This window comes from Granulicella aggregans (assembly GCF_014203275.1).
GTDB lineage: Bacteria > Acidobacteriota > Terriglobia > Terriglobales > Acidobacteriaceae > Edaphobacter.
The window spans coordinates 696376-717120 of the sequence record NZ_JACHIP010000002.1 but is presented as its reverse complement, the minus strand read 5'-3'; the positions used below and the strand labels follow the sequence as shown (position 1 = coordinate 717120).

General features: G+C 60.9%; 15 protein-coding genes. 5 read left to right on the top strand and 10 right to left on the bottom strand.

The genetic code is table 11. The features are described from left to right. Positions 1-9 precede the first annotated feature (9 nt). Complete coding sequence (locus HDF16_RS08320) at positions 10-909, bottom strand: LysR family transcriptional regulator (protein ID WP_184215435.1); 900 nt, start codon at positions 907-909, stop codon at positions 10-12. Between the two features lie 259 nt (positions 910-1168). Between HDF16_RS08320 and HDF16_RS08315 the strand changes: the two genes are divergently transcribed. Further along, complete coding sequence (locus tag HDF16_RS08315) at positions 1169-1909, top strand: glutathione peroxidase (RefSeq protein ID WP_246408885.1); 741 nt, start codon at positions 1169-1171, stop codon at positions 1907-1909. 6 nt (positions 1910-1915) lie between these two features. Here HDF16_RS08315 and atzF read toward each other — a convergent pair whose 3' ends face one another. From atzF to HDF16_RS08290, 5 genes are all read right to left on the bottom strand, one after another. Continuing rightward, positions 1916-3715: an allophanate hydrolase gene (atzF, locus tag HDF16_RS08310; protein WP_184215433.1), complete on the bottom strand. Its 1800-nt coding sequence runs from the start codon at positions 3713-3715 to the stop codon at positions 1916-1918. 13 nt (positions 3716-3728) lie between these two features. Continuing rightward, positions 3729-7328: an urea carboxylase gene (gene uca / locus HDF16_RS08305; protein ID WP_184215431.1), complete on the bottom strand. Its 3600-nt coding sequence runs from the start codon at positions 7326-7328 to the stop codon at positions 3729-3731. 18 nt (positions 7329-7346) lie between these two features. Next, positions 7347-8021 carry an urea amidolyase associated protein UAAP2 gene (locus HDF16_RS08300; protein WP_184215429.1) on the bottom strand — a complete coding sequence of 225 codons (675 nt, stop codon included), beginning with the start codon at positions 8019-8021 and terminating at the stop codon, positions 7347-7349. Positions 8022-8063: 42 nt separating this feature from the next. Continuing rightward, complete coding sequence (locus HDF16_RS08295; RefSeq protein ID WP_246408883.1) at positions 8064-8789, bottom strand: urea amidolyase associated protein UAAP1; 726 nt, start codon at positions 8787-8789, stop codon at positions 8064-8066. A 125-nt stretch (positions 8790-8914) separates the two neighbouring features. Further along, a complete protein-coding gene (locus HDF16_RS08290) occupies positions 8915-9901 on the bottom strand; it encodes a Vgb family protein (protein WP_184215427.1) in 987 nt (328 codons plus the stop codon). A gap of 217 nt (positions 9902-10118) precedes the next feature. Between HDF16_RS08290 and hslV the strand changes: the two genes are divergently transcribed. Together hslV and hslU are read left to right on the top strand one after the other, a co-directional pair. Then, positions 10119-10772, top strand: coding sequence for an ATP-dependent protease subunit HslV (hslV, locus tag HDF16_RS08285; protein WP_281383427.1), 654 nt, complete (start codon positions 10119-10121; stop codon positions 10770-10772). A 58-nt stretch (positions 10773-10830) separates the two neighbouring features. Then, on the top strand, positions 10831-12465 hold the full coding sequence (gene hslU / locus HDF16_RS08280) for an ATP-dependent protease ATPase subunit HslU (protein WP_184215425.1): 1635 nt from the start codon (positions 10831-10833) through the stop codon (positions 12463-12465). A gap of 5 nt (positions 12466-12470) precedes the next feature. Here hslU and HDF16_RS08275 read toward each other — a convergent pair whose 3' ends face one another. The 3 genes from HDF16_RS08275 to HDF16_RS08265 all read right to left on the bottom strand — a co-directional run bounded on the left by HDF16_RS08275 (position 12471) and on the right by HDF16_RS08265 (position 16088). Beyond that, a complete protein-coding gene (locus HDF16_RS08275; protein ID WP_184215424.1) occupies positions 12471-13646 on the bottom strand; it encodes an acyltransferase family protein in 1176 nt (391 codons plus the stop codon). Between the two features lie 101 nt (positions 13647-13747). Next, positions 13748-14740: a transaldolase gene (locus HDF16_RS08270; protein ID WP_184215422.1), complete on the bottom strand. Its 993-nt coding sequence runs from the start codon at positions 14738-14740 to the stop codon at positions 13748-13750. 97 nt (positions 14741-14837) lie between these two features. After that, positions 14838-16088: a fibronectin type III domain-containing protein gene (locus tag HDF16_RS08265; protein WP_184215420.1), complete on the bottom strand. Its 1251-nt coding sequence runs from the start codon at positions 16086-16088 to the stop codon at positions 14838-14840. Positions 16089-16275: 187 nt separating this feature from the next. Here HDF16_RS08265 and HDF16_RS08260 point away from each other — a divergent pair, with 187 nt between their 5' ends. Next, positions 16276-17118 carry a helix-turn-helix domain-containing protein gene (locus HDF16_RS08260; protein ID WP_246408881.1) on the top strand — a complete coding sequence of 281 codons (843 nt, stop codon included), beginning with the start codon at positions 16276-16278 and terminating at the stop codon, positions 17116-17118. Between the two features lie 55 nt (positions 17119-17173). Here the strand turns inward: HDF16_RS08260 and HDF16_RS08255 are convergent, their stop codons facing one another. Continuing rightward, positions 17174-19285 (bottom strand): alpha/beta hydrolase family protein, encoded by a 2112-nt coding sequence (locus tag HDF16_RS08255; protein ID WP_184215418.1) that lies wholly within the window; start codon positions 19283-19285, stop codon positions 17174-17176. Positions 19286-19361: 76 nt separating this feature from the next. Here HDF16_RS08255 and HDF16_RS08250 point away from each other — a divergent pair, with 76 nt between their 5' ends. Next, positions 19362-20735, top strand: coding sequence for a glycoside hydrolase family 27 protein (locus tag HDF16_RS08250; protein WP_221312603.1), 1374 nt, complete (start codon positions 19362-19364; stop codon positions 20733-20735). Positions 20736-20745 lie beyond the last annotated feature (10 nt).

Genomic DNA, 20745 nt, shown 5'->3' with positions numbered 1-20745 from the left:
ACAGATCGCCTACAGGTCTTCGGGGATCGAACGCACGGTTCCCGTGGCGAAGGTGAAGAAGGCGTTGCCGGCACGGGTCAGCGCGCGGTCTTTGCGGCTGATCAGCGCAAGCTCGCGTGAGATGGAGACGCCGTCGATCGGCACGATAGCGAGAGTCTCGCCGCGGACTTCGTCGAGCACGTTGATACGCGGCAGGAAGCCGATCCCCATCTCTTTCAGCACAAGCCGCTTAAGTAACTCGTTCGAGTCGAGTTCCATGGCGATGCGTGGACAGAGCTTCTCCTGTTCGAAGAGTTCGTCGATCTGTTCCCGCTTGCGACCCTGGTTGAGCAGGAGCAGGCGCTGCTGCGATACCTGGCGAAGCGTCACAGATTCTAGTTTGGCAAACGGGTGGCCTGCGGGGACGACGAGAACGAAGTCGTCGCTGTGGATGATCTCGATGTGCAGTCGCTTGTCTTTGAGCGGAAGCGAGACGACTCCGAACTCCACTTCGCGGTCTAGTACGAGTTCCAGCGTCCGGCTGCGTTCTGCGCGGATGATGTTGAGCGAGACGCGCGGATACTGCTTGCCAAACTTGCTGAAGAAAACGGGAAGGACATAGAGCGCGGTCGACTCATTCGCGCTGACGGTCAACGATCCGCGCGGCATGCGCTCGAGATCGGCAAGCGTCAGGGACATATGGTTCAAGCGGGTCAGGCAGCTTTCGGCGAAGGGCTCGAAGACTCGGCCGGCGGCGGTAAGCGTGACCTTGCCGCCGCCGCGTTCCAGCAGCCGATGGCCCAGCGAAGTTTCGAGCGAGCGAATCTGCGCTGAGATCGATGGCTGGGTGACATGCAGCTTCTCCGCGGCGCGAGAAAAGCTCTTCTGTCGCGTTACTTCGAGGAACGTCTTGAGGTGGTCAAAGTCCATCTGTGGCTAAGTTCCGTGACTGAGGTAGCACGCATCGCGGCGTGCAGGTGTTCGCAGTTTGCCAACGGGAATCGCTCGGGACGTTGTCTGGTTATAGCGAAAGACGATGCGAGCTATACGATTAGTCGCAACACCTTCGTTTCTTTATAGCCTGAATAGCAAAAGCATATAGCAGTTTGGCGATTTCTCCCACCGCGCTATACCCTCAGGCATACCCGTGCGATATCCCTCCGCTGCTTTTGCCCCCTTGCGTTATCGTTTGGCAGATCCTGCCTCGTCTTCCGATCGCCAGCCAGTGCCTCCTGCCGGCTGGTGGATGCGCGGCGTCGGCGCGGTGGTGCTGACGGGAGTTCTCTTTACTTCATCTGCGTCTGCGTTCCAGGCTAAAGCGAAGCAGAAGCCCGCAGCCAGCGCAGACGCGAAGGACGCTGCGAAGAAGTCCAAGCCAGAGAAGACCGCCTACGACTATGTGCTGCCCGGTGCGGATGGCAAGGATGTTCCGCTGACGACCTTCAAAGGGAAGTACATTCTGGTCGTGAACCTTGCACGGAAATCGAGCTACAACGCGCAGCTTGCGGCGCTCGAGAAGGACTACGAGACCTACAGGGACAAGGGCGTCGTTGTGATCGGTGTGCCCTCGAACGACTTCGGTGCGGCCGAGCCCGGGAAAGACGCTGAGATTCAAAAGGCCTACACCGATGCGAAGGTGACGTTTCCCGTGATGGCTGTCTCGAAGCTCGCGGGTGACGATGTGATCCCGTTCTATCTCTACCTGACGAAGAGCAAGGACGCTCCCGCCGGTGGTCCAGTGCACTGGAACTACACCAAGTTCATCGTGAACAAAGAAGGCAAGGTCATTGCCCGGCTAGGTCCGGACGTGACGCCGGACTCGCCCGAGATGATCTCGACCATCGACCAGATACTCGATGGCCGGTACAAGCCGAAGAAGGGTGGCAAAGATGGACCGCCCGGCCCCGGTGGCGATGATGATGACGAATAGTCAAGGCTACTTGAGCGATGCAAGATAGCTGCGCCAGCCGCCGAGGTGCGTGATCTCAAGGCCGCCTTCGGTGCCGACTGGCTCGACCAGGAATCCCTTCACCAGGCTACCGTCTTCAAGCTCCAAAGTGCCGATGGAGAGCGGCTGTGGCACGCCTTCCACGAACGTGCCAACCGTATTCGCGGGGAGCGCCCATACTTCCACTTCGATACCAGGGCCGTTGAATGCAGGCTCACGGACCAGGCCGGGCTTCGGCGGGGTCGTGTTCGCCAACGCGTAGAAGCGGTAGTGCGGACTTGTCTTCGATGTCTTGACGAGTTGGCCGCCGCGTTGCGTAAGCTGCCAGTTGAGCGGCTGCCCGGAGAGGTGGGCCCCCACGACGGCCATCAATAGGCAGCCGTGCGGCGGGTTTGCTGCTTTGAGTGATGGCGTCGTGGCAAGCTCGCGCCTTGATCCGCCCAGTGCTGTTGAAAGTTTGCGATGCAGCTTGTCTGCCAGCGAGAGCAGTGCGGCTTCCGTGAATGCCTGGCCGATGAGCGTGACGCCGAAGGGCAAGCCATCGGGGCGCATACCTGCTGGCAGAGCGACTGCGGCAAGGTCGAGCAGGTTCACGAAGTTTGTGTAGGTTCCCAGGATGCTGTTGCGCTCGATCGGATTCTCCGCGATCTCTTCGATAGTGAAGGCACGCGGCGCGGTCGGTAGCAGCATCACATCGAAGTTGTGCCATGCGGTTGATGTCGTACGGCGCAGTGCTTCTAGCTTGTAGGCCGCATCGAAGGAATCCACTGCGGAGTAGTTGGCGGCACCAGAGATGATGGTCGCCACTGTCGGGTCCATCTCGGCCTTGTGATCGCCGATGAACTTCGCGATCGCGGCATAACGCTCTGCCACCCACGGGCCTTTGTAGAGAAGCTGTGCGGCATCGAGGAATGGCTGCAGATCGAACTCAACGGCAACTCCGCCAAGCGTGGTGAGCTGTTCGGCCGCACTCTTGAATAGTGCGGGATTATGATCGTCGCCGAAGAAATTCAGCAGTGCCTCTGACGGAACGCCGAAGCGGAACGTGGGAGCACCCGCCCATGGCGAAGCTCCAGCTCCGACTGCGGGCTGGCGCGAGTAAAGATCAGCCGCGTCGAAGCCAGCAGCATTGGCCAGCACAAGGCTTGCATCATAAGAGGTCTCGGCGAAGATCGAGACACAGTCGAGCGTGCGGCAGGCGGGAACAACGCCATGTGTGCTGATGGCTCCGCGCGTGGGCTTCAAGCCAATGAGGTTGTTGAACATCGCAGGCACGCGACCTGAGCCTGCTGTGTCCGTACCAAGTGAGAACGTGACTAGGCCGCCTGCGACCGCGACTGCCGAGCCAGCGCTAGACCCGCCAGAGATGTACTTCGCATTGAAGACGCTGGAGCAGATGCCGTAGGGCGTCCGCGTACCCACGAGGCCAGTCGCGAACTGGTCCATGTTCGTCTTGCCGATCAGGATCGCTCCAGCCGCTTCAAGCTTCGTTACCACGGTCGCGGACTCCGTCGGCGTGTATGCGTAAGCCGGGCAGGCCGCAGTGGTCGGCATCTCCGTTACATCGATGTTGTCCTTCACGGCAAAAGGAATGCCGTAAAGAGGCAGCTTGCTGCGGTCCTGCGATTCAAGCGCATGCGCGCGCGCAATAGCTTGCTCGCGCGGCACGATGGAGATCCAGACCGGCCGCAGACCTTCCTTCTCGATGCGGTCGTAGATACCCTCGACGACGCATCTGGGGTTCTGATCACCGGCTGCGTAGGCTGCGTGAAGCGCTGCGATGTCCATCGTTCTCCTATGTCTATTCTGTTGGCCGAACGGAGAGCAGCAGTTGGCCGCCCTGCACCAGCGCTCCCTGTGCGCAGTAAATCTCTTCGACGATGCCGTCTACGTGTGAGGCGACGACGATCTCCGTCTTCATGGCGTCGAGCACGATTAGCTTCTGGCCATCACCGACGGCATCTCCCGGCTTGACGACGATCTGGAAGATGCTCGCCGTAACCGGCGACGAGACTCCCTCGCATCCTTCAGCGACGACAGCGGCGGTCGTCGCTTCAAGCGCTGCCTCGGGCTCGGCGACGGTCATCAATCCTGCCGCGACCCAACGCTCGCGTTCGGCGTTGAACGATGCCTTCTGGTGCTTCTTGAAGGCTGCAGCTTCGACGGCGATGGAGTCGAGAAAGGCTTGATACTCCTTAAGGTTGAAGGTCGTCTCTTCGACGCGTAGTTCAAAGCGGCCATGCGGGAAGTCTTCGCGCGCTTTCAGTAGATCTTCTGCACTGATGGGATAGAACCGGATCTGGTCGAAAAAGCGCAGCGACCATGGCGTACCTTCAGCGAATGTAGGCGTGGACTTCCATGTGTTCCACACCTGAACCGTGCGGCCGACGAGTTGATAGCCGCCTGGGCCTTCCATGCCGTAGACGCACATGTACGCTCCGCCGATTCCGACTGCGTTCTCCGGCGTCCACGTGCGGGCAGGGTTGTACTTCGTGGTGACGAGACGATGCCGCGGATCGACAGGCGTCGCAACCGGAGCGCCGAGATAGACATCGCCCAGACCGAGTACAAGATAGCTTGCCTCATGCACGATGCGGTAGACATCCTCGATGGAATCGAGGCCGTTGATGCGGCGGATGAACTCGATGTTCGACGGGCACCACGGAGCGTCGGGGCGCACGGCCTGCATGTACTTTTCCTGCGCGATCTTCGCCTGTGGGTCGTCCCACGAAAGCGGCAGGTAGACGATGCGCGAGGGCACGGTGATATCGGTAAGCTCGGGCATCGTGCGGTCGAGATCGTTCAGCAGTTCGATCAGCTTGGCGCGCGCGAGCATGCGGCTGTCGTAATGAATGTGAAGCGAGCGGATGCCCGGCGTGATGTCAATGATGGCGTTGAGTGCAGTCTCTCGCAACTTCTGCTCGAGGATGTGAACGCGGAAGCGCAGGTAGAGATCGAGCTCAAGCTCGCCATATTCGACGAGGAGATACTTGTCGCCATCCGCGCGGAAGACCATCTTCTGCGGCCGATCGGTGTAGGCCGCGATGATGGCCGGTTCTGGCGTCGAGCTTGTTGGCAGAGCGAGCGGAGCGGATGTGAAGTCTTCGAGGAACTTGTCCTGCGCGAGCTCAAGCGCTTGGGCTTCAGCAAGTGTGATGCGATTGAAGTGGACGGTGTCGCCAGCCTTGAGTTGGCCGAGTTTCCATAGCTCCGCCTGAACGATGGTCGCGGGGCAGACGAAGCCGCCAAGGCTCGGGCCATCGGGCCCAAGCAAAATGGGCATATCGCCGGTGAAGTCGATGGTGCCGATCGCGTAGGCGTTGTCGTGAATGTTCGAGGGGTGCAGGCCGGCATCGCCACCATCGGGCCGCGCCCATGTCGGCTTCGGGCCGACGAGTCGCACCCCAGTGCGATCGCTCTGGTAGTGGACCTTCCAGTGCGTCGCAAAGAGCATCTCGATGTCCGGGGCAGTGAAGAAGTCAGGCGCAGTGTGCGGCCCAAAGAGAACTCCGATCTCCCACGTTCTCGTCAGTGCTGGCGCGGACTCTGCGGGCAGCATTGCAGGCGCGCCGAGCTTTGCGTCCGGAGCTCCAAGATGCAACACGTCGCCCGCACGCAATGCTCGGCCAGCGTGCCCGCCGAAGCCGCCAAGCATAAACGTGCTGCGGCTATTCAAATACGGCTGCGTATCGATGCCGCCACGCAGAGCGAGGTAGGCACGGATACCTTCCTTCGAAGCTGCACCGAGCGACAACGTGCTGCCCGCCTTCACGTCGATGGCGACCCAGCGCGCAACCGGCTTGCCGTTGAGCTTCGCTCCCATGTCCGCGCCGGTCAGCGCGATTGTCGTTTCGGAGGTAAAGCGGATGCGGCCGCCCATGGTGGCAAACTCGATCGCCGCCGCTCCCGCATCGTTGCCGACCAGGCGGTTGGCGATGCGAAACGAGAGATGATCCATCGGGCCCGACGGAGGCACGCCGATGTTCCAGTAGCCCGTACGGCCGGGGTAGTCCTGAATGGTGGTCTGCGTTCCGCCTTCCAGAATTTCAATCGCGTTGCGCTCGAAGGCGAACGTGCCCAGAAATGCAGTTGTAACTCTTCCAGATACAAACTCCGGAGTCGCCGCAACCTTGCGCAGATAGCGCAGATTCGTCTCGGTGCCATCGATAAAACTCGCGGCCAGTGCGGCGTCGAGCTTCACCAGCGCCTCGGTGCGGTCTTTGCCGGTGACGATGATCTTCGCGATCATGGGATCGTAGAACGGTGTGATCGTCGATCCTGACTCGATCCACGTTTCTACGCGAGCAAGCTCCGGAGGAGGGAAACGCACCAGCGTTAGCTTGCCGGGTGAAGGTTGGAAGTTCTGTGCCGGGTCTTCCGCGTAGACGCGGGCTTCGATGGAAGCGCCCGTAGGCTTGATCTCGAACGAGTCGAGCGGAGCGAGGTCGCCCGATGCCTGTAACACCATCCATTCGACGAGGTCGACGCCGGTGACCTGCTCGGTCACGCCGTGTTCTACCTGCAGCCGTGTGTTCACTTCTAGGAAGTAAAACTCGCTGGTGTCGTCGTCATAGATGAACTCAACAGTGCCCGCCGATGCGTAGTTCACCGCCTTCCCGAGCACGATCGCGGACTTGTAAAGCTCCTGCCGCGTGGCATCTGTAAGGCCCGGCGCGGGTGTCTCTTCGAGCACCTTCTGGTGCCGTCGCTGCGTGGAGCAGTCACGTTCGCCAAGTGCGATGACGCCGCCCTTACCGTCGCCGAAGATCTGCACCTCGATGTGTCGTGCGCGCGCGACGTACTTCTCGAGAAAGACTCCACTGTCGCCAAAGTTTGCCTTGCTCAGTCGCAACACGGAGTCATAAGTCTCGGCAAGCTGTTCAGCGGAGTAGCAGACCTTCATGCCGATGCCTCCGCCGCCGCCCGAGCTCTTGAGCATCACGGGATACTTCAACGTCTCCGCTTGTGCGAGCGCGTCGTCAAGATCGGTCAACAGACCAGTGCCGGGAAGCAGCGGAACGCCGCAGCTCTTAGCCGTCTCGCGAGCCGTATGCTTCAGCGCGAAGGCTTCGACGTGCGCTGGCTCGGGGCCGATGAATTTGATACCGCGAGCGGCACATTCTCTCGCGAAGTGGACGTTCTCGCTGAGGAAGCCATAGCCGGGGTGGATCGCTTCCGCGCCCGTCTCGGCGGCAGCAGCGAAGATCTTGTCGAGGACGAGATAGCTCTGCGCGGCGGGCGGCGCCCCGATCGCCACGGCTTCGTCGGCTTCAAATACATGCAGCGAGTGGGCGTCGGCTTCGGAGTAGACAGCGACAGACGCGATGCCCATCTTGCGCAGTGTGCGCTCGATGCGGCAGGCAATTGCGCCGCGATTTGCGATAAGGACTTTCTTGAACATCGTGCTCCTGAATCCTGTCTAGCTATTCGCCCCGGCATCCCAGATGAGGATGCGCACCGGAGTGGGGTTGTAAGCGTTGCATGGGTTGTTCAACTGCGGACAGTTGGAGATGACGATGAGCGTGTCCATCTCGGCGCGCAGTTCGACATACTTGCCTGCGTCCGAGACTCCGTCCTCGAAGGTCAGCTTGCCTTCGGGCGTGACTGGGACATTCATGAAGAAGTTGATATTTGCCGCCAGATCGCGCTTGCCGAGTTCGCGGCCCGTCTTCTCCGACCATGCGATTGCACCCTTGAGAAAGCTCTGGCGGCAGGCGTGCATACTGCGCTTCTCGATTGCGTAGCGGACCATGTTGCTCTCACAGGAGCAGGCTCCACCGAGCGTATCGTGGCGGCCACAGGTATCCGCGACGATGGTCAGCAGCACATTGCGCTCTGTCGAGAGGAGCTTTGTTCCGGTGGTGAGATAGACGTTCCCCTGGGCGCGGATGGTGTCCTGCGTGCTGTAGCGGTCGGCGTAGTCATGCGCGTTGTAGAAGAGCGTGTCGACGGCCTGGTTGCCTTCGAGGTCGACGATGCGGACGTACTGCCCGGCGCGAATCTCATGTACGAAGGAGTCGCCCGCTTTGATGTCTTCCGAGAAGATGGCATCCTCGGGCGTTCGCGGACTCGTCACTAGAACTGCTTCTGACATATCTGGAACTCCAAAAAAAAGTGACTCGGAAAGGCGCAAGTGCTAGAGGAAGTAGCGCTCCGTCAGGGTGAATCCTCGGGCGTTCTCCGCGCGGAAGTTGCGGCAGATGTCGTCAGCTGCGGGGGCGGGCACGCGTTTGATCGCGAGTTCAACGGGAACCTGGCGATAGGCCGGATCGGGATCCATCGGATGCTGGCAGGTGTTCAGGATGACGAGCGTGTTCATCTCCGCGCGAAGCTCGACCGATGTGCCGGCCTTCGCATGGCCTTCGATGAAGGCCATGCTGCCATCGTCCTTTACTTCGACCTTGCTAAAGAAGTTGATGTTCATCATCAGGTCGCGCGGGCCCAAACCGTACTTGGCAAGCTCGATCAGGAAGCCGTCGAGAGCATTCTGGTGCCAGTCGTTGCGCGCCGCCTGGTAATCGAGCGCGCCATACTTCGCCGCGACCGTCGCTGCATCCGAGCAGCCGCCCAAAGGATCGTGCCAGCCCAGCGTGTCGTCGGTGATGGAGCAGAGGATGCGCGCCATGTCGGAGTAGAGAACCGCGCCCGTGGTGAGTCGTGCGATATGCTGCGCCTTCAGCGTGTCGGGCAGGTTCAACCGCTCAGAGAAGTTGTCCGCGTTCAACAGTAGCGCGCCCACATTGGCGTGGTCGCCGCCTGCGGTGATACGCAGCGCCGTGCCGCGCTTCAGGACATGCGACCAGGTCGAGGAGCCTAGCAGCATCTCCTGCCAGAGAGTTTTGGAGGACACTTCGAACGACAAGGAAACAACCTTTCTGATGAGACAAGCGGAATCAAAGACGAAATGCGCTGATTCTTCGCGGCGCTCAGAATGACGGCTTGGGAATGACGAGATTGGGAATGACGAGATTGCTCGGCCCGTCCAGTCTACTTCTGATCGGGCGAAATTCTCCAGACCGTTTGCTGAGCCAGGTTCGAGAGCCAGAGTGAACCAAAGCCGAACTGCAAGCCGTCGCCGCCCTTGCCCGCCCACTGCTTTACTGCCTTGTTAGTGCTGGCGTCGATCTGAGTCAGCGGGATGTTGAAGAGCGTTGCCCAAGCGGAGCCCGCGCCAAAGGTGATCTCGCCGCCAGGGCCACTTAGGCCGCACTCGATCGTAGCGACGAGCGTACCGCTTGCCATGTCCACTCGAGAGACCGAGCCGTCACCCTGGTTCACCGTCCACACGGAGCCAGCGCCCACGGTGAGGAAGCGCGGTTTGGGGCCGATGGGGATGGTGGCGACGAGCTGCATCGACTGCGGATCGACCTTCAGCAACGCGTTGTGGCCAAACGATGTGACCCAGACGAAGCCGTTGCCGAAGAATGGGTTTTCGGACTCCGAGGGCAGATCGAGCTTCGCGACTACGGTGTTCGTCTCCGGATCGACCTTGAGCAGCGTGCTTGGTTTGACCACCAGGTAGACTGCCCCCAGTCCGGTGGTGATGCCGCCCTCGGAGTTAGCCGCGTCAGCGTCAATCTCGGCGACGGTCTTGCCGGTGGTCTCATCGACGCGGAGCAACTTCTTCGCGCCACAGCTTGGAATCCAGATCGAGTTCCAGCCGTAGGCGAGGCTTGAGCAGGGCTTGGGGACGTCGACGACGATGCCGGTCTTGCCTTCGCCGGGCAGAAGCTGCACGACGTGGTTGGCCCGGGCGCTTGTCACCCATACCGAATCCTTCGCCATCACCTTCCAGTCCGGCGAACCGGCGACCTGGTAGACGGTGCTCGGCTTGATGTCGCTGAGCGGACGCACGACACCGGGCGTCTTGATCCCCGGAGGCGGTGGCGGCTGCTGTGCTAAGAGCGAGGTTGTAGCGAAGATTCCAGAGGCCAACAGGGTTACACCCTGCCATTTCATACTGATCGAAGCCATAGATACAAGTTGCTCCTGCAACGAAGCTGTTTGAACATAGAATTGTCGCTTGTGGGGACGAGCATCTTCAACTAGAACAAATGGCGGCGAATGCGGGCCGGAGTATGGGAATTTTCTATATCGCTGATAGGTTCGTGCAGTCCGCCCGCTGGCTGAGTGGGACGGCGAGGCTGTAACCGTCCCTTTGCAGTGCGCGTTATACTGAAGAGTGACCATAATGCGCGATAAACAGACCGTTTCTACAGTTTCAGGCAGCACAACTCTGAGCCAGGCAGCACCTATTTCAACCGGCCATCCGCTTGATCTTGGCGAAGGCCGCCGCATCCGTTCGACCACCGTCATCTGCGTTCGCCGGGGCGACTCCGTGGTGATGGCCGCCGACGGACAGGTCTCGCTGGGCGCGACCGTGATGAAGGGCTCAGCGAAGAAGATCCGCAAGCTCTACAACGATAAGGTCTTGGCGGGATTTGCTGGATCGACGGCAGACGCCTTCTCGCTTTTCAGCCGCTTTGAGACGAAGTTGGAGCAGTACGCCGGGAATCTAGGCCGCTCGGCTGTCGAACTCGCGAAAGACTGGCGGACAGATAAGATGCTGCGCCAGCTTGAGGCTCTGCTGATCGTGACCGACGCGAAGTCGACCTTCCTGCTGAGCGGAACCGGCGACGTTATCGACCCGGATGAGGGCATCGCGACGATTGGATCGGGCGGGAGTTACGCACTCGCAGCTGCACGCGCTCTGATGGAGAACACAGACCTTACCGCCCGTGAGATTGCGACCAAGTCGCTCGCTATTGCCGGGCAGATTTGTATCTATACCAACGACCAGATGACGATTGAAGAGTTGAAGGCCGAACCTCCAACCAGCCTCTAGCTCATGCCCGGGAACCGATCCACTCGCACTACCGTTTTACCTACTAGGAGTAGTACCCATGGCAATTTTTCTACCCGGAACCGCTGAAGACCAAGCCCTCGCGCTGGATGAGATGACTCCGCGCGAGATCGTCGCGGAGCTTGATAAGTATGTTGTTGGCCAGCAGGCGGCCAAACGCGCTGTGGCCATCGCCCTCCGCAACCGCATGCGCCGGCAGAAGCTTTCGCCTGAGCTCGCCGAAGACATCATGCCGAAGAACATCATCATGATCGGGCCCACGGGTGTCGGCAAGACGGAGATTGCCCGGCGGCTGGCGAAGCTTACCAACTCGCCGTTTCTGAAGGTAGAAGCTTCCAAGTTCACCGAAGTCGGCTATGTCGGCCGCGATGTCGAGTCGATCGTGCGCGACCTGGTGGAGATCGCCATCGACATGGTGCGCGACGAGAAGCTCGACGAGGTGGAGGAGAAGGCTGAGATGAACGCCGAGGACCGGCTGCTCGACCTGCTGCTGCCGCCGCCTCCGATCTCCGTCTCTGCCAGCGCACCCGTCTCGCCGATATCGGTTGTGCCGTCGCTGGTCGATGAGTCGAAGGTGATCGAGCTGCCTGTTTCGCCTGTCGATGGAAGCACGTCGGAGAAGTCCGACAAGCCGGGCGACAGCCACAGCCGCACACGCGAAAAGCTGCGCCAGCAGTTCCGCGAGGGCAAGCTGGACGACCGCATCGTCGAGATCGACGTGCGCGACCGCAACACGCCCAGCTTTGAAGTAATCAGCAACATGGGCCCGAACTCCGGACCCGACCAGGGCGGCGAAGGTATGGACCTGCGCGAGATGCTGCCCGGACTCTTCGGCCAGCGCACCAAGAAGCGCAAGATGAAGGTGTCGGAAGCCTTTGAATACCTCGTCCAGGAAGAAGAGTCGCGGCTGATCGACATGGACCAGGTCACGCGGCTCGCAGTCGAACGCGTAGAGGACTCCGGCATGGTCTTCCTCGATGAGATCGACAAGATCGCCGGTCGTGAAGGTGGCCATGGTCCTGACGTCTCGCGCGAGGGTGTCCAGCGCGACATCCTGCCCATCGTTGAAGGTACGACCGTTAGTACGAAATATGGCATGGTCTCGACTGACCACATCCTCTTTATCGCCGCCGGCGCCTTCCACGTCTCGAAGCCGAGTGACCTTATTCCGGAGTTGCAGGGCCGCTTCCCGATCCGCGTTGAGCTGCACTCGCTGACGGTGAACGACTTCGTCCGCATCCTCACCGAGCCAAAGTCTTCGCTGGTCAAGCAATCGACCGCGCTGCTCGAGACTGAAGGCCTGAAGCTCGAGTTCACCAAGGAAGCGATCCTCGAGATGGCGCAGTTCGCCTTCCGCGTGAACGAGACGACGGAGAACATTGGGGCCCGCCGTCTGCACACGATCATGGAGCGCGTGCTCGACGAGATCAGCTTCCAGGCACCCGACCTGTTCAAGACTCCGCGGCCCGAGGCTACGGAGGAGGGTGTGATCGCGGAGATTGGAGCTTCGGCTCCGCTGACCGCCGAGCCGCAACTGCCTTCGCCACCGCTTCCGGTCATCGAGCGCCAGACGGCGACTGGCACGGAGAAGGTCATCGTCATTGACCCAGAGTATGTGCGACAGCAGGTTGCGGACATCGTGAAGGATCAGGATCTAAGCCGCTATATTCTCTAGTCCGCTTACTGCGTACGAAGCCCGCGATAGGCGAAGAAGCGCTTAAGGCGAAGGAAGTGCACCTCGAACGCGTGATAGCTGAGTACGCTTACGGCAACGCTGACTGCCGCTCCAGCCACGGCGCTGGCAAGCAGCAGCAGCAGCTTGCTGTGCAGTTGCTGACTTAGCGCGGCATGGAGCGGGGGCACCACGAGGAACGGCACGATCATGTGCCAGACGTAGATGCCATAGCTATAGCGTCCGAACCAACGCAACCACGATCGCCTGAAGGCGCGCGCACACCGGGAGCCTGCGCCGAGGGTCATCGCGATCAGCGCGGTCGACGCAAGCGCGGTGAGCGTGTAGCCAATGGAGTTGATGAATCGACTGTGCTGCCAGTCAATGCCGTGCTCGCGAATAGCCACCACAAGCAGGATCCCCGCAGCAGTGAAGAAGACGGCTGGCGCACGACGCAGCCAGAGTTCGCGATGAGGTCCGCGGATCGCCAAAGCGAGCGCGCCGCCCAGCAGCAAGCCGTCCAACCGGCAGGGAAGCGTCTTGTAGGTGATCTCTTCCGGCGCACCGTGCGCCACCAGTACGCAGCGGAGACACAGGGCCACGGCTGATAGAGCAAGCGCGGTAGCGATGAGCCTGCGGCGATCTCGCAACAGAAGAACAAGCAGCGGCCAGACGAGGTAGAACTGTTCTTCCAGCGCGAGCGACCAGAGATGGCCGGTCAGGTCGACCAACGGATGGGGCACCGCATGGCTGATCCAAAGTCGCGTGTTGTCGAGGTAGGCGATCAGCACCCACTGGTAGCCACTCCAGCGCATCGCGATGGGAAGCCCAATCACCCAGACAGCGAAGAGCGCGAGGTAGTAGAGAGGAAAGATGCGGACCGCGCGGCGGCCGTAGAAGTTGCGCAAAAAATGGGAGCCGCTCAGCGAGTCGAAGAGGATGCCAGTGATGAGGAAGCCGGAGAGCGCGAAGAAGAGATCGACGCCAACCCACATCGACTCGCGGATGGCGATGAAGAAGGCGATCACTCGCGAATTAGTCTGTGGATTCGACGAGAGGGAGTGGTGAACCAGGATCAGCAGGATGGCGAGGCCGCGGATGCCGTCAAGCTGGGGGATATGGGCGAAGCCACCGGGGTCGGAGGTGGAGAGCTCAGGCTTTGCAGTGGCGGAGGATAAGCCCATCCGGCAATCGTATGGGGAATCGGGCTGAGGGACAACAAGGGTGAGGTCGCAAACAACGATGGCGGCCCGGAGGCCGCCATCGTTGTCTCGTGATGCAATCCTTACGCCGTGACGGGCTGTACAAGTTCCTGCAGCCGCTTCGCCAGCAGCTTCTCCAGATCCTCGAGCGCCTTCGAGAAGCCGTCGATGCCTTCCTGCAGCTTGTCGTGGGCCATGCGGTCTTCGGCGTGCATCTTGTCGAAGGTCGCCTTGTCGATGGTCAGCTTTTCAATGTCCATAGCGGCAGCCTTCGAAGCATCGAGCTTCAACGGCAGATCGCCTTCCTTCGAATCCAGCTCTTCCAGCAGCTTGGGAGCGATGGTCAGCAGATCCGATCCGGCAAGCTCGGTGATCTCGCTGATGTTGCGGAAGCTCGCGCCCATTACCTGGGTCTTGTAGCCGAACTTCTTGTAGTAGTTGAAGATGGTCGTGACGGACTGCACGCCAGGATCGTCTGCTCCAACGTAGTCCTTGCCCGTGTCCTTCTTGTACCAGTCGAGAATTCGTCCGACGAAGGGCGAGATCAGGGTGACCTTGGCCTCGGCGCAGGCGATCGCCTGGTGCAGACCGAAGAGAAGCGTCAGGTTGCAGTGGATGCCTTCCTTCTCGAGGATCTCCGCAGCCTTAATGCCCTCCCAGGTGGAGGCGATCTTCACCAGCACGCGCTCGCGGCCGATGCCAGCCTTGTCGTACTGCGCGATGATGTCGCGGGCTTGCTCGAGCGTCTTCTCCGTGTCGAAGCTCAGGCGCGCATCCACTTCCGTAGACACGCGGCCGGGGACGATCTTCAGGATCTTCTTGCCGAAGGCGACGGCGAGCGACTTGAAGGCCATGTTGGCTACCACTTCGTCAGAGGCGTCATCGCCAGCGGCGTCGCGCGACTCTTTCAAAACATCGTCGACGATCTGGGAGTATGCAGGCATGGTGGCGGCGGCGGCGATCAGGGAAGGATTGGTCGTCGAGTCCGTCGGCTTGAACTTTTCGATGGAGTTGATGTCACCGGTGTCAGCGACGACGGTGGTCACTTTCTTGAGCTGTTCGAGAAGAGTTGCCATTGCGTTTACTCCTTGTGGTGCGCGTGTGTGTGGATCGGAATTTGAGGTAGACGCTGCGGCACAATCTGCGGAGCGGCAACGAAAGTCTGGCGACTGCTTAGTGCGGCGAACCGACGTTTTGTGCTGCGGCAACTTCCTGGGCCTTCGCCGACGGCGCGCTCTCGTTTCCAGAAGCGTCGACAGCCGTTACCGAATAAATATAACGCTGACCGGGCGCGACTGCCACATCTCGATACGCCGGAGCGGCTATCGGTAATGGCGTCATCTTCCCTAATGGGCCTTGCGGATCGCCGTTTGGCCGGGCAAGTTGGCGGTAAACGAGGTATCCGGCGAGGTCCGGTTCGGAGTTCGGTTCCCACGAGAGATCGATGTAGGCGGCTGTCGGCGATCCGTTCGCGGCATCAGCCAGGCCTGGAATCGTGGCCAGTCCGGTAGGGGATTTCGGCGGGAAGGTATCGCGCATCTCTACCGTGACGGCAGGGGCTGGCTGGCTGCGAATCTCCAGCGCATGGCCGTCGAGAGTGGCAAGCCTGACCTGCTGCGCGATGTAGCTGTAGGTCTGGCCCATGACGGCGGAGGTATCGACGGTGCCGGCGAAGCCGTCTTTCGCAGCTTGTGAGGCTTCCGCTCCGTCAGCCCGAAGATGGACCTCATTCGAGTCGGAGGGCCCGGTGTTACCGGGTTGGACTGACTTCCCGCGATGGACGGGTAAAGAGGCGGGCTTGCGAGTCGGCGTTGCTGGAGCTGAAAGGTTCTTTCGCAGGAGGTCGACAGCGAGGTTCTCGCCACCGGCGTCCTTTTTCCACCGGATCACGGCTCCGGCTTCGCTGGCGGTTGCGGTGAGCGACGCCGCTGGAGACGGAGCGGCACCCGCGGAGGAGTAGGCTGCAACCGTGGATTTCCCGGAGGAGCGTCCCGCAGCGTTGAAGATCTCCACCCGGTACGTCAGGAGTGTGACCGGATCTGCCAGGAGTGGCACAGGCAGATCATCCCATGCGGATGAAGGACCGGGGACAGCGGGCACTCGCTTGACCATCACGCATGCAGCAAAGGATTTCTTCGTGTTGGCTACCGGCGCACCGGCGCTGCGGCAGATCTCAGCGGTTAGAGCGCCTCTTATATCTAGTTTGTCGGTGGTCTGCGACGGCGTTGTCCAATGCAGAAGAACCCGGTCCCCGACGCGTTCAGCGGAGAGGTCGCCGACCAAGGATGGAAGCTGAAGCGAGGGTGGCCGCGGCGGGCCGGGATTCGCGCAGCCGGCAAGAAGTGTCGTGCACAAGAGAAGGACGGAGGCACCGGACTGGACGGAGATCTTGCCTGAGCCCAATTCGTCCGCTTGCGTCTGCATTCGTCTAGGTTACTGCATCGCAATTTCTTCCGGGCCTTTGGCGGGAGCTCCGGCCCTTAATCGAACGAAAGCTCCAGCTCGAGGAAACTTTTGATGCGGCCATAACATCTATTGATGGTATAAACATCTTCTCCACTGCACTCTCTAAGGACTACACATGCCAATGCCCCCTCCATCTGATCTGCAAATGCTCGAACAACCAGTTTTGGCTGAAGTGTCGGGTACCCCGATGACCGGGGCAGAGTTCGCCTCCTCTGAAAGTAAGATCGCGGGCCACGCCTCCGGCTCCGGCGAGAACGGCGTTCAGATCGATGGCGAGGCGGCGGAGAGCTTTATCGCGGAGAAGCGCATAGGCGAGCGGATCAAGCATCTGCGTTTGAAGAAGTCGATGGGGCTGGTGGAGCTCGGCCGGCATACCGGCCTTTCCGCGAGTTTTCTCTCGCAACTCGAGACCGGGCGCGTCGTGCCGACGCTGCGCAACCTGGCGCGCATCGCAATGGTGTTCTCGAAGGATCTTAGTTACTTCTTCGAACCGGAACCGCAGACGCTCTTTCGCGTTCACCGGGCTAAGGACCGCGTTCGCCTGCCGCAGAGCGGTGCCGCTGATCCCTCCTATTTCTTCGAGAGTCTTGGGTACATGGTGCCGGACCGGCAGCTCGACCCATACTTCGCCGAGTTTCTGCCGATCCGCAAGGGCCGGGAGACACGGGCGCATCAGCACACAGGCTGCGAGTTTCTCATCCTTCTCACCGGGAGGTTGGATATTCAGCACGGCGAGGTGACGCACCATATTGACGCGGGCGATGCGGTCTACTTCGACGCGGACACCGTGCACAGCTACCAGTGTTCGGGCGAGGTTCCCGCCACGGCCATCATTGTGACGCTGCAGCAGCCAGTGGGCTATGGCGCCAGCCGCACCGGACAACTGGTCGGGGTCTCGTCGAACCGGCTGCGCGCGACGCCACAAGCGAGGCAGGGCGTGGTGATGAATGGAACCGGGAAGAAGACGGCAGTCTCGGAGCTGGGTTAGATCAGAAACCGCCCCCATAGAAGCGATTCAAGGCTCGGCAAACCTGCCGGGCCTTCTACTTTTCGGGTTCAGCCTCACCGAAGCCCCTGGCGATGAAGTTGACGATCCGGCGTCGGGCATCGAATCCGTGCCACGGCTCATTTGTAGGCGATCCATAGATTGCCCCGCCCAGCGGGCCGTGATCGACGCGCGGATAGGTGACAAGCTCCACCGGAACCTTCATCTGCCGTAGCGCGCGGTACATTTCCTGCGACTGGCCCAGCGGATCGGTGGTGTCGCTCTCTCCCTGGATCAGCAGGAACGGCGTCTTCGCATGGGCGGCTCCCGATAGCGGACTCTGCCGCCAGGCGTCGGCCTCGTGTTCCCACGGTTTGCCAAAATACCACTGGTCGTAGAAGGAGCCGCGCTCAGTGCCGTACTCGCTGTTCTGGTCGATCACCGGGGCCATGCTGACGATAGCCTTGAAGCGTTCCGTCTTGGTCTCGACGAATCCGGCCATCTCGCCGCCGTAGCTGTAGCCGGTCAGGGCCAGCTTCGCGGGATCGATTGGAGTAGTCTTCAACACGGAATCGACGCCGGCCATGATGTCGCGATAGTCGCCGCCGCCTAGATCGTTCTTGTTCGCCGCCGCGAACGCAGCGCCACGGCCGGTGCTCCCGCGTGGGTTCGTCTCCAATACGGCCCAGCCCTTGCCGAGAAGGTAGTCGACAAAGAGCGAATAGCTGTCGACATAAGCGCCGAGTGGCCCGCCGTGCACTTCAACCACAAGCGGAACTTTACCGGTTGCCGCCTGGGGCGGAAGGTAGAGCAGGCCGTCGATGGTGAAGCCATCGCTCTTCCACGAGATGCGCTTCGGAGCCAATGATTTCAAGCCCTCGGGAGCGAGCGACGGCGTGGCCAGAGCCTTCGGCGTTTCACTGAGCGACGCGGTATAGAAAAGCCGCGGCCCGCTTCCGCCGCTGTTGCCGAGGTAGACGAAGCCTGTCTCGGCGGAGTTGGTGACCAGGCTGGAGACGGTTGCGGTCGGAGATGCAATTGCCGTCGAATGCCCATCGGCAGAGACCTTGAGAGGCGCGGTGACAACACCCTTTTCGGCGATCTCAAGGATCGATCCGTCCTTCAGCGGCAGCGGCTCCATCCTGCCAATCGAGCCATCGAAGCCGTCGGTCAGATTCTTGGTGGACTTCGTCGCCAGCGTATAGGTGTAAAGGTCCGAGTATCCCGGAGGTGCTTCGTGCTTTGCCTGTGCGAGATAGACGATAGAACCGCCGTCAACAGACCAGGCCGCTGACCCAAGCGTCGCGGGCAGGTCGTCGACCTTCGAAGGGTGCGCTGGATCACTCATTGAGACAATCCAGCCACTCCCTGCCGGACCAAGCTCGGATTCCCCGTTCGGCTCTTCGCGCTCTGCGATTAGCTTGCTGGAATCGGAGCTCCACTCGGCTCCGCGAACGTCGATCGCAAGCCCGGTGACGGTCAGCTTGCTGGTAGCCACGTCCAGCAGATAGAGCCGCGAACCATGGGTTTCGTGGTCGACCCAGGCAGCGTCGGCCTTCGCATCCTTCTGCTTCTTCTCGCCTGGGGTCTGCGGATCGGCCGCGATCAGAGCGATGGTCTTTCCGTCCGGCGAGACGCGGAATCCCGCAACATCGATGGCAATCGTCTCTGGCTTCTCTTCCTTCGTGCTCTTTGTCGCATCGGGCGTCGTTGTCGGCAGAGCCCCGGGCAGCTTCGACTCATCGGCAAGCGGCGTGACCTTCAGGTCGAAGGCCTTCGCCTCGCCACCATTCATCGGCAGACGGAAGAGCGAGGTATGTTCGCCACGATGGGCAAGGAAGAGGATGCTCTGGCCGTCGGGCATCCACATGCCGGAGCGCTCGCCAACTTTATCCGCATCGGGCGAATAGGTGAGTTGCCGCGCGGCAGAGCCGTCCACGGGGACCAGCCACAAATGACCTTTTGCGCCATCGGCGGTCGCGTCGACCATACGGATCAACACCTGCTTGCCATCGGGAGAGAGCCTGGGATCGCCCATCGCCTTGAAGTGGCGAAGCTGTTCGTTGGTGGGAAAGGTAGCAGGCTTCTCTTCGGCTGCGGCAATTCCAGCGAGCATGACGAACGGGACCAGCGGAACGAAGGCGAGGCGGCTCCAGCTTGTAAGGGACATGGAGACAGCGTAGCCGAAATGCGGGCTTATGTCGCCGAGTAGACGTTTACTTGATTGGAAGGATAAGGTTATCGGCATGTCGAAGCCGTCCCTGCCCTGCCGTTCGCTCGCCGTCGCTGCCTTGTCCCTGGCCTTCGCATTCACTCTCACTGCGCAGAAAGGCGTGCTGGCTCCGACACCGCCCATGGGCTGGAATAGCTGGGACTCTTACGGCCTGACGATCACTGAAGATCAGTTCAAGGCGAACGTCGAGGTAGAAGCTGCGCGCCTGAAGCTTGCGGGATATAGCTACGCCGTCGTCGATGAAGGCTGGTACCTCGGCAATCCCGAGTCTGCGGACAAGCATCCCGAGACGCTCGCGTACCGCATGGATGCAAACGGGCTCTACCAGCCGTCGTTGAACCGCTTCGCTACTGCGAAGGGTAATGAAGGTTTTGCGCCGCTGGCGAAGTTTGTCCACGATAAAGGGCTGAAGTTCGGCATCCATATCATTCGCGGCGTTCCAAAGGGCGCGGTGAAGGCGAATCTGTCGGTGGCGGGTAGCGGATATCGCATCAGCGATCTCGCTGATACCAGCGACACCTGTCCGTGGAACCCTGACAACTTCGGCGTAAAGAACAATGCTGCCGGACAGGCCTGGTACGACTCCATGTTCAAGCAGTACGCGGCCTGGGGCGTGGACTACGTAAAGGTCGACTGCATCGCCTCGCACCCGTATAAGGCCGACGAGATTGCCATGATCCACAACGCAATCCTGAAGACGCGGAGGCCGATCATTCTGAGCCTTTCGCCCGGCCCCGCGCCGCTTGAGAATGCCGTCGCGTTTGGCGAGAAGGCGCAGCTATGGCGCATCTCGAACGATGTCTGGGACCGCTGGACCGCGCCGCAGGATAAAGACCTGTTCCCGCAACCCATCAAGGCGCAGTTCGCCGTGATCGATAGCTGGACCAAGTACGTGAAGCCGGGAAACTGGCCCGACGCGGACATGCTTCCGCTGGGCACGCTCGGTCCCGTCCCCGGCTGGGGAGAGCCGCGCGAAACCCGCCTGACCCACGACGAGCAGCGCACGCTGATCTCGCTGTGGTGCATCGCCCGCGAGCCGCTCTTCTTCGGCGGAAATCTGACGAAGTTGGACGACTGGACGGCGTCGCTGCTGACCAATCCCGAAGTAATCGCGATGGATCAGCACGGCCACGACCAGCATCTTGCGGCGACGGACGGCGATGTCGTCGCATGGACATCAAAGGGAGCGGCTGGAGCGGAGTATCTCGCAATCTTCAACCGGGGCGATGCTCCTGCAGAGGTCAAGCAGCCGTTCGCGCACTACGGCCTCACTGGAAAGGCATACAGGTCGACGGAGCTATGGACGAAGGTGGAGACGCCTACCGCCGACAGCGTTTCGGCGACGCTTCCGCCGCACGGAGCGGTGCTGTTCGAACTCAAACCCTAAATGGCCGCAT

Coding starts and splice junctions, on each gene's coding strand:
- HDF16_RS08275 (WP_184215424.1), bottom strand. CDS start 13,646: ATGGGCTTATCCTCCGCCACTGCAAAGCCTGAGCTCTCCACCTCCGAC.
- HDF16_RS08300 (WP_184215429.1), bottom strand. CDS start 8,021: ATGTCAGAAGCAGTTCTAGTGACGAGTCCGCGAACGCCCGAGGATGCC.
- HDF16_RS08260 (WP_246408881.1), top strand. CDS start 16,276: ATGCTCGAACAACCAGTTTTGGCTGAAGTGTCGGGTACCCCGATGACC.
- hslV (WP_281383427.1), top strand. CDS start 10,119: ATGCGCGATAAACAGACCGTTTCTACAGTTTCAGGCAGCACAACTCTG.
- HDF16_RS08255 (WP_184215418.1), bottom strand. CDS start 19,285: ATGTCCCTTACAAGCTGGAGCCGCCTCGCCTTCGTTCCGCTGGTCCCG.
- atzF (WP_184215433.1), bottom strand. CDS start 3,715: ATGGACATCGCAGCGCTTCACGCAGCCTACGCAGCCGGTGATCAGAAC.
- hslU (WP_184215425.1), top strand. CDS start 10,831: ATGGCAATTTTTCTACCCGGAACCGCTGAAGACCAAGCCCTCGCGCTG.
- uca (WP_184215431.1), bottom strand. CDS start 7,328: ATGTTCAAGAAAGTCCTTATCGCAAATCGCGGCGCAATTGCCTGCCGC.
- HDF16_RS08320 (WP_184215435.1), bottom strand. CDS start 909: ATGGACTTTGACCACCTCAAGACGTTCCTCGAAGTAACGCGACAGAAG.
- HDF16_RS08270 (WP_184215422.1), bottom strand. CDS start 14,740: ATGGCAACTCTTCTCGAACAGCTCAAGAAAGTGACCACCGTCGTCGCT.
- HDF16_RS08265 (WP_184215420.1), bottom strand. CDS start 16,088: ATGCAGACGCAAGCGGACGAATTGGGCTCAGGCAAGATCTCCGTCCAG.
- HDF16_RS08290 (WP_184215427.1), bottom strand. CDS start 9,901: ATGGCTTCGATCAGTATGAAATGGCAGGGTGTAACCCTGTTGGCCTCT.
- HDF16_RS08250 (WP_221312603.1), top strand. CDS start 19,362: ATGTCGAAGCCGTCCCTGCCCTGCCGTTCGCTCGCCGTCGCTGCCTTG.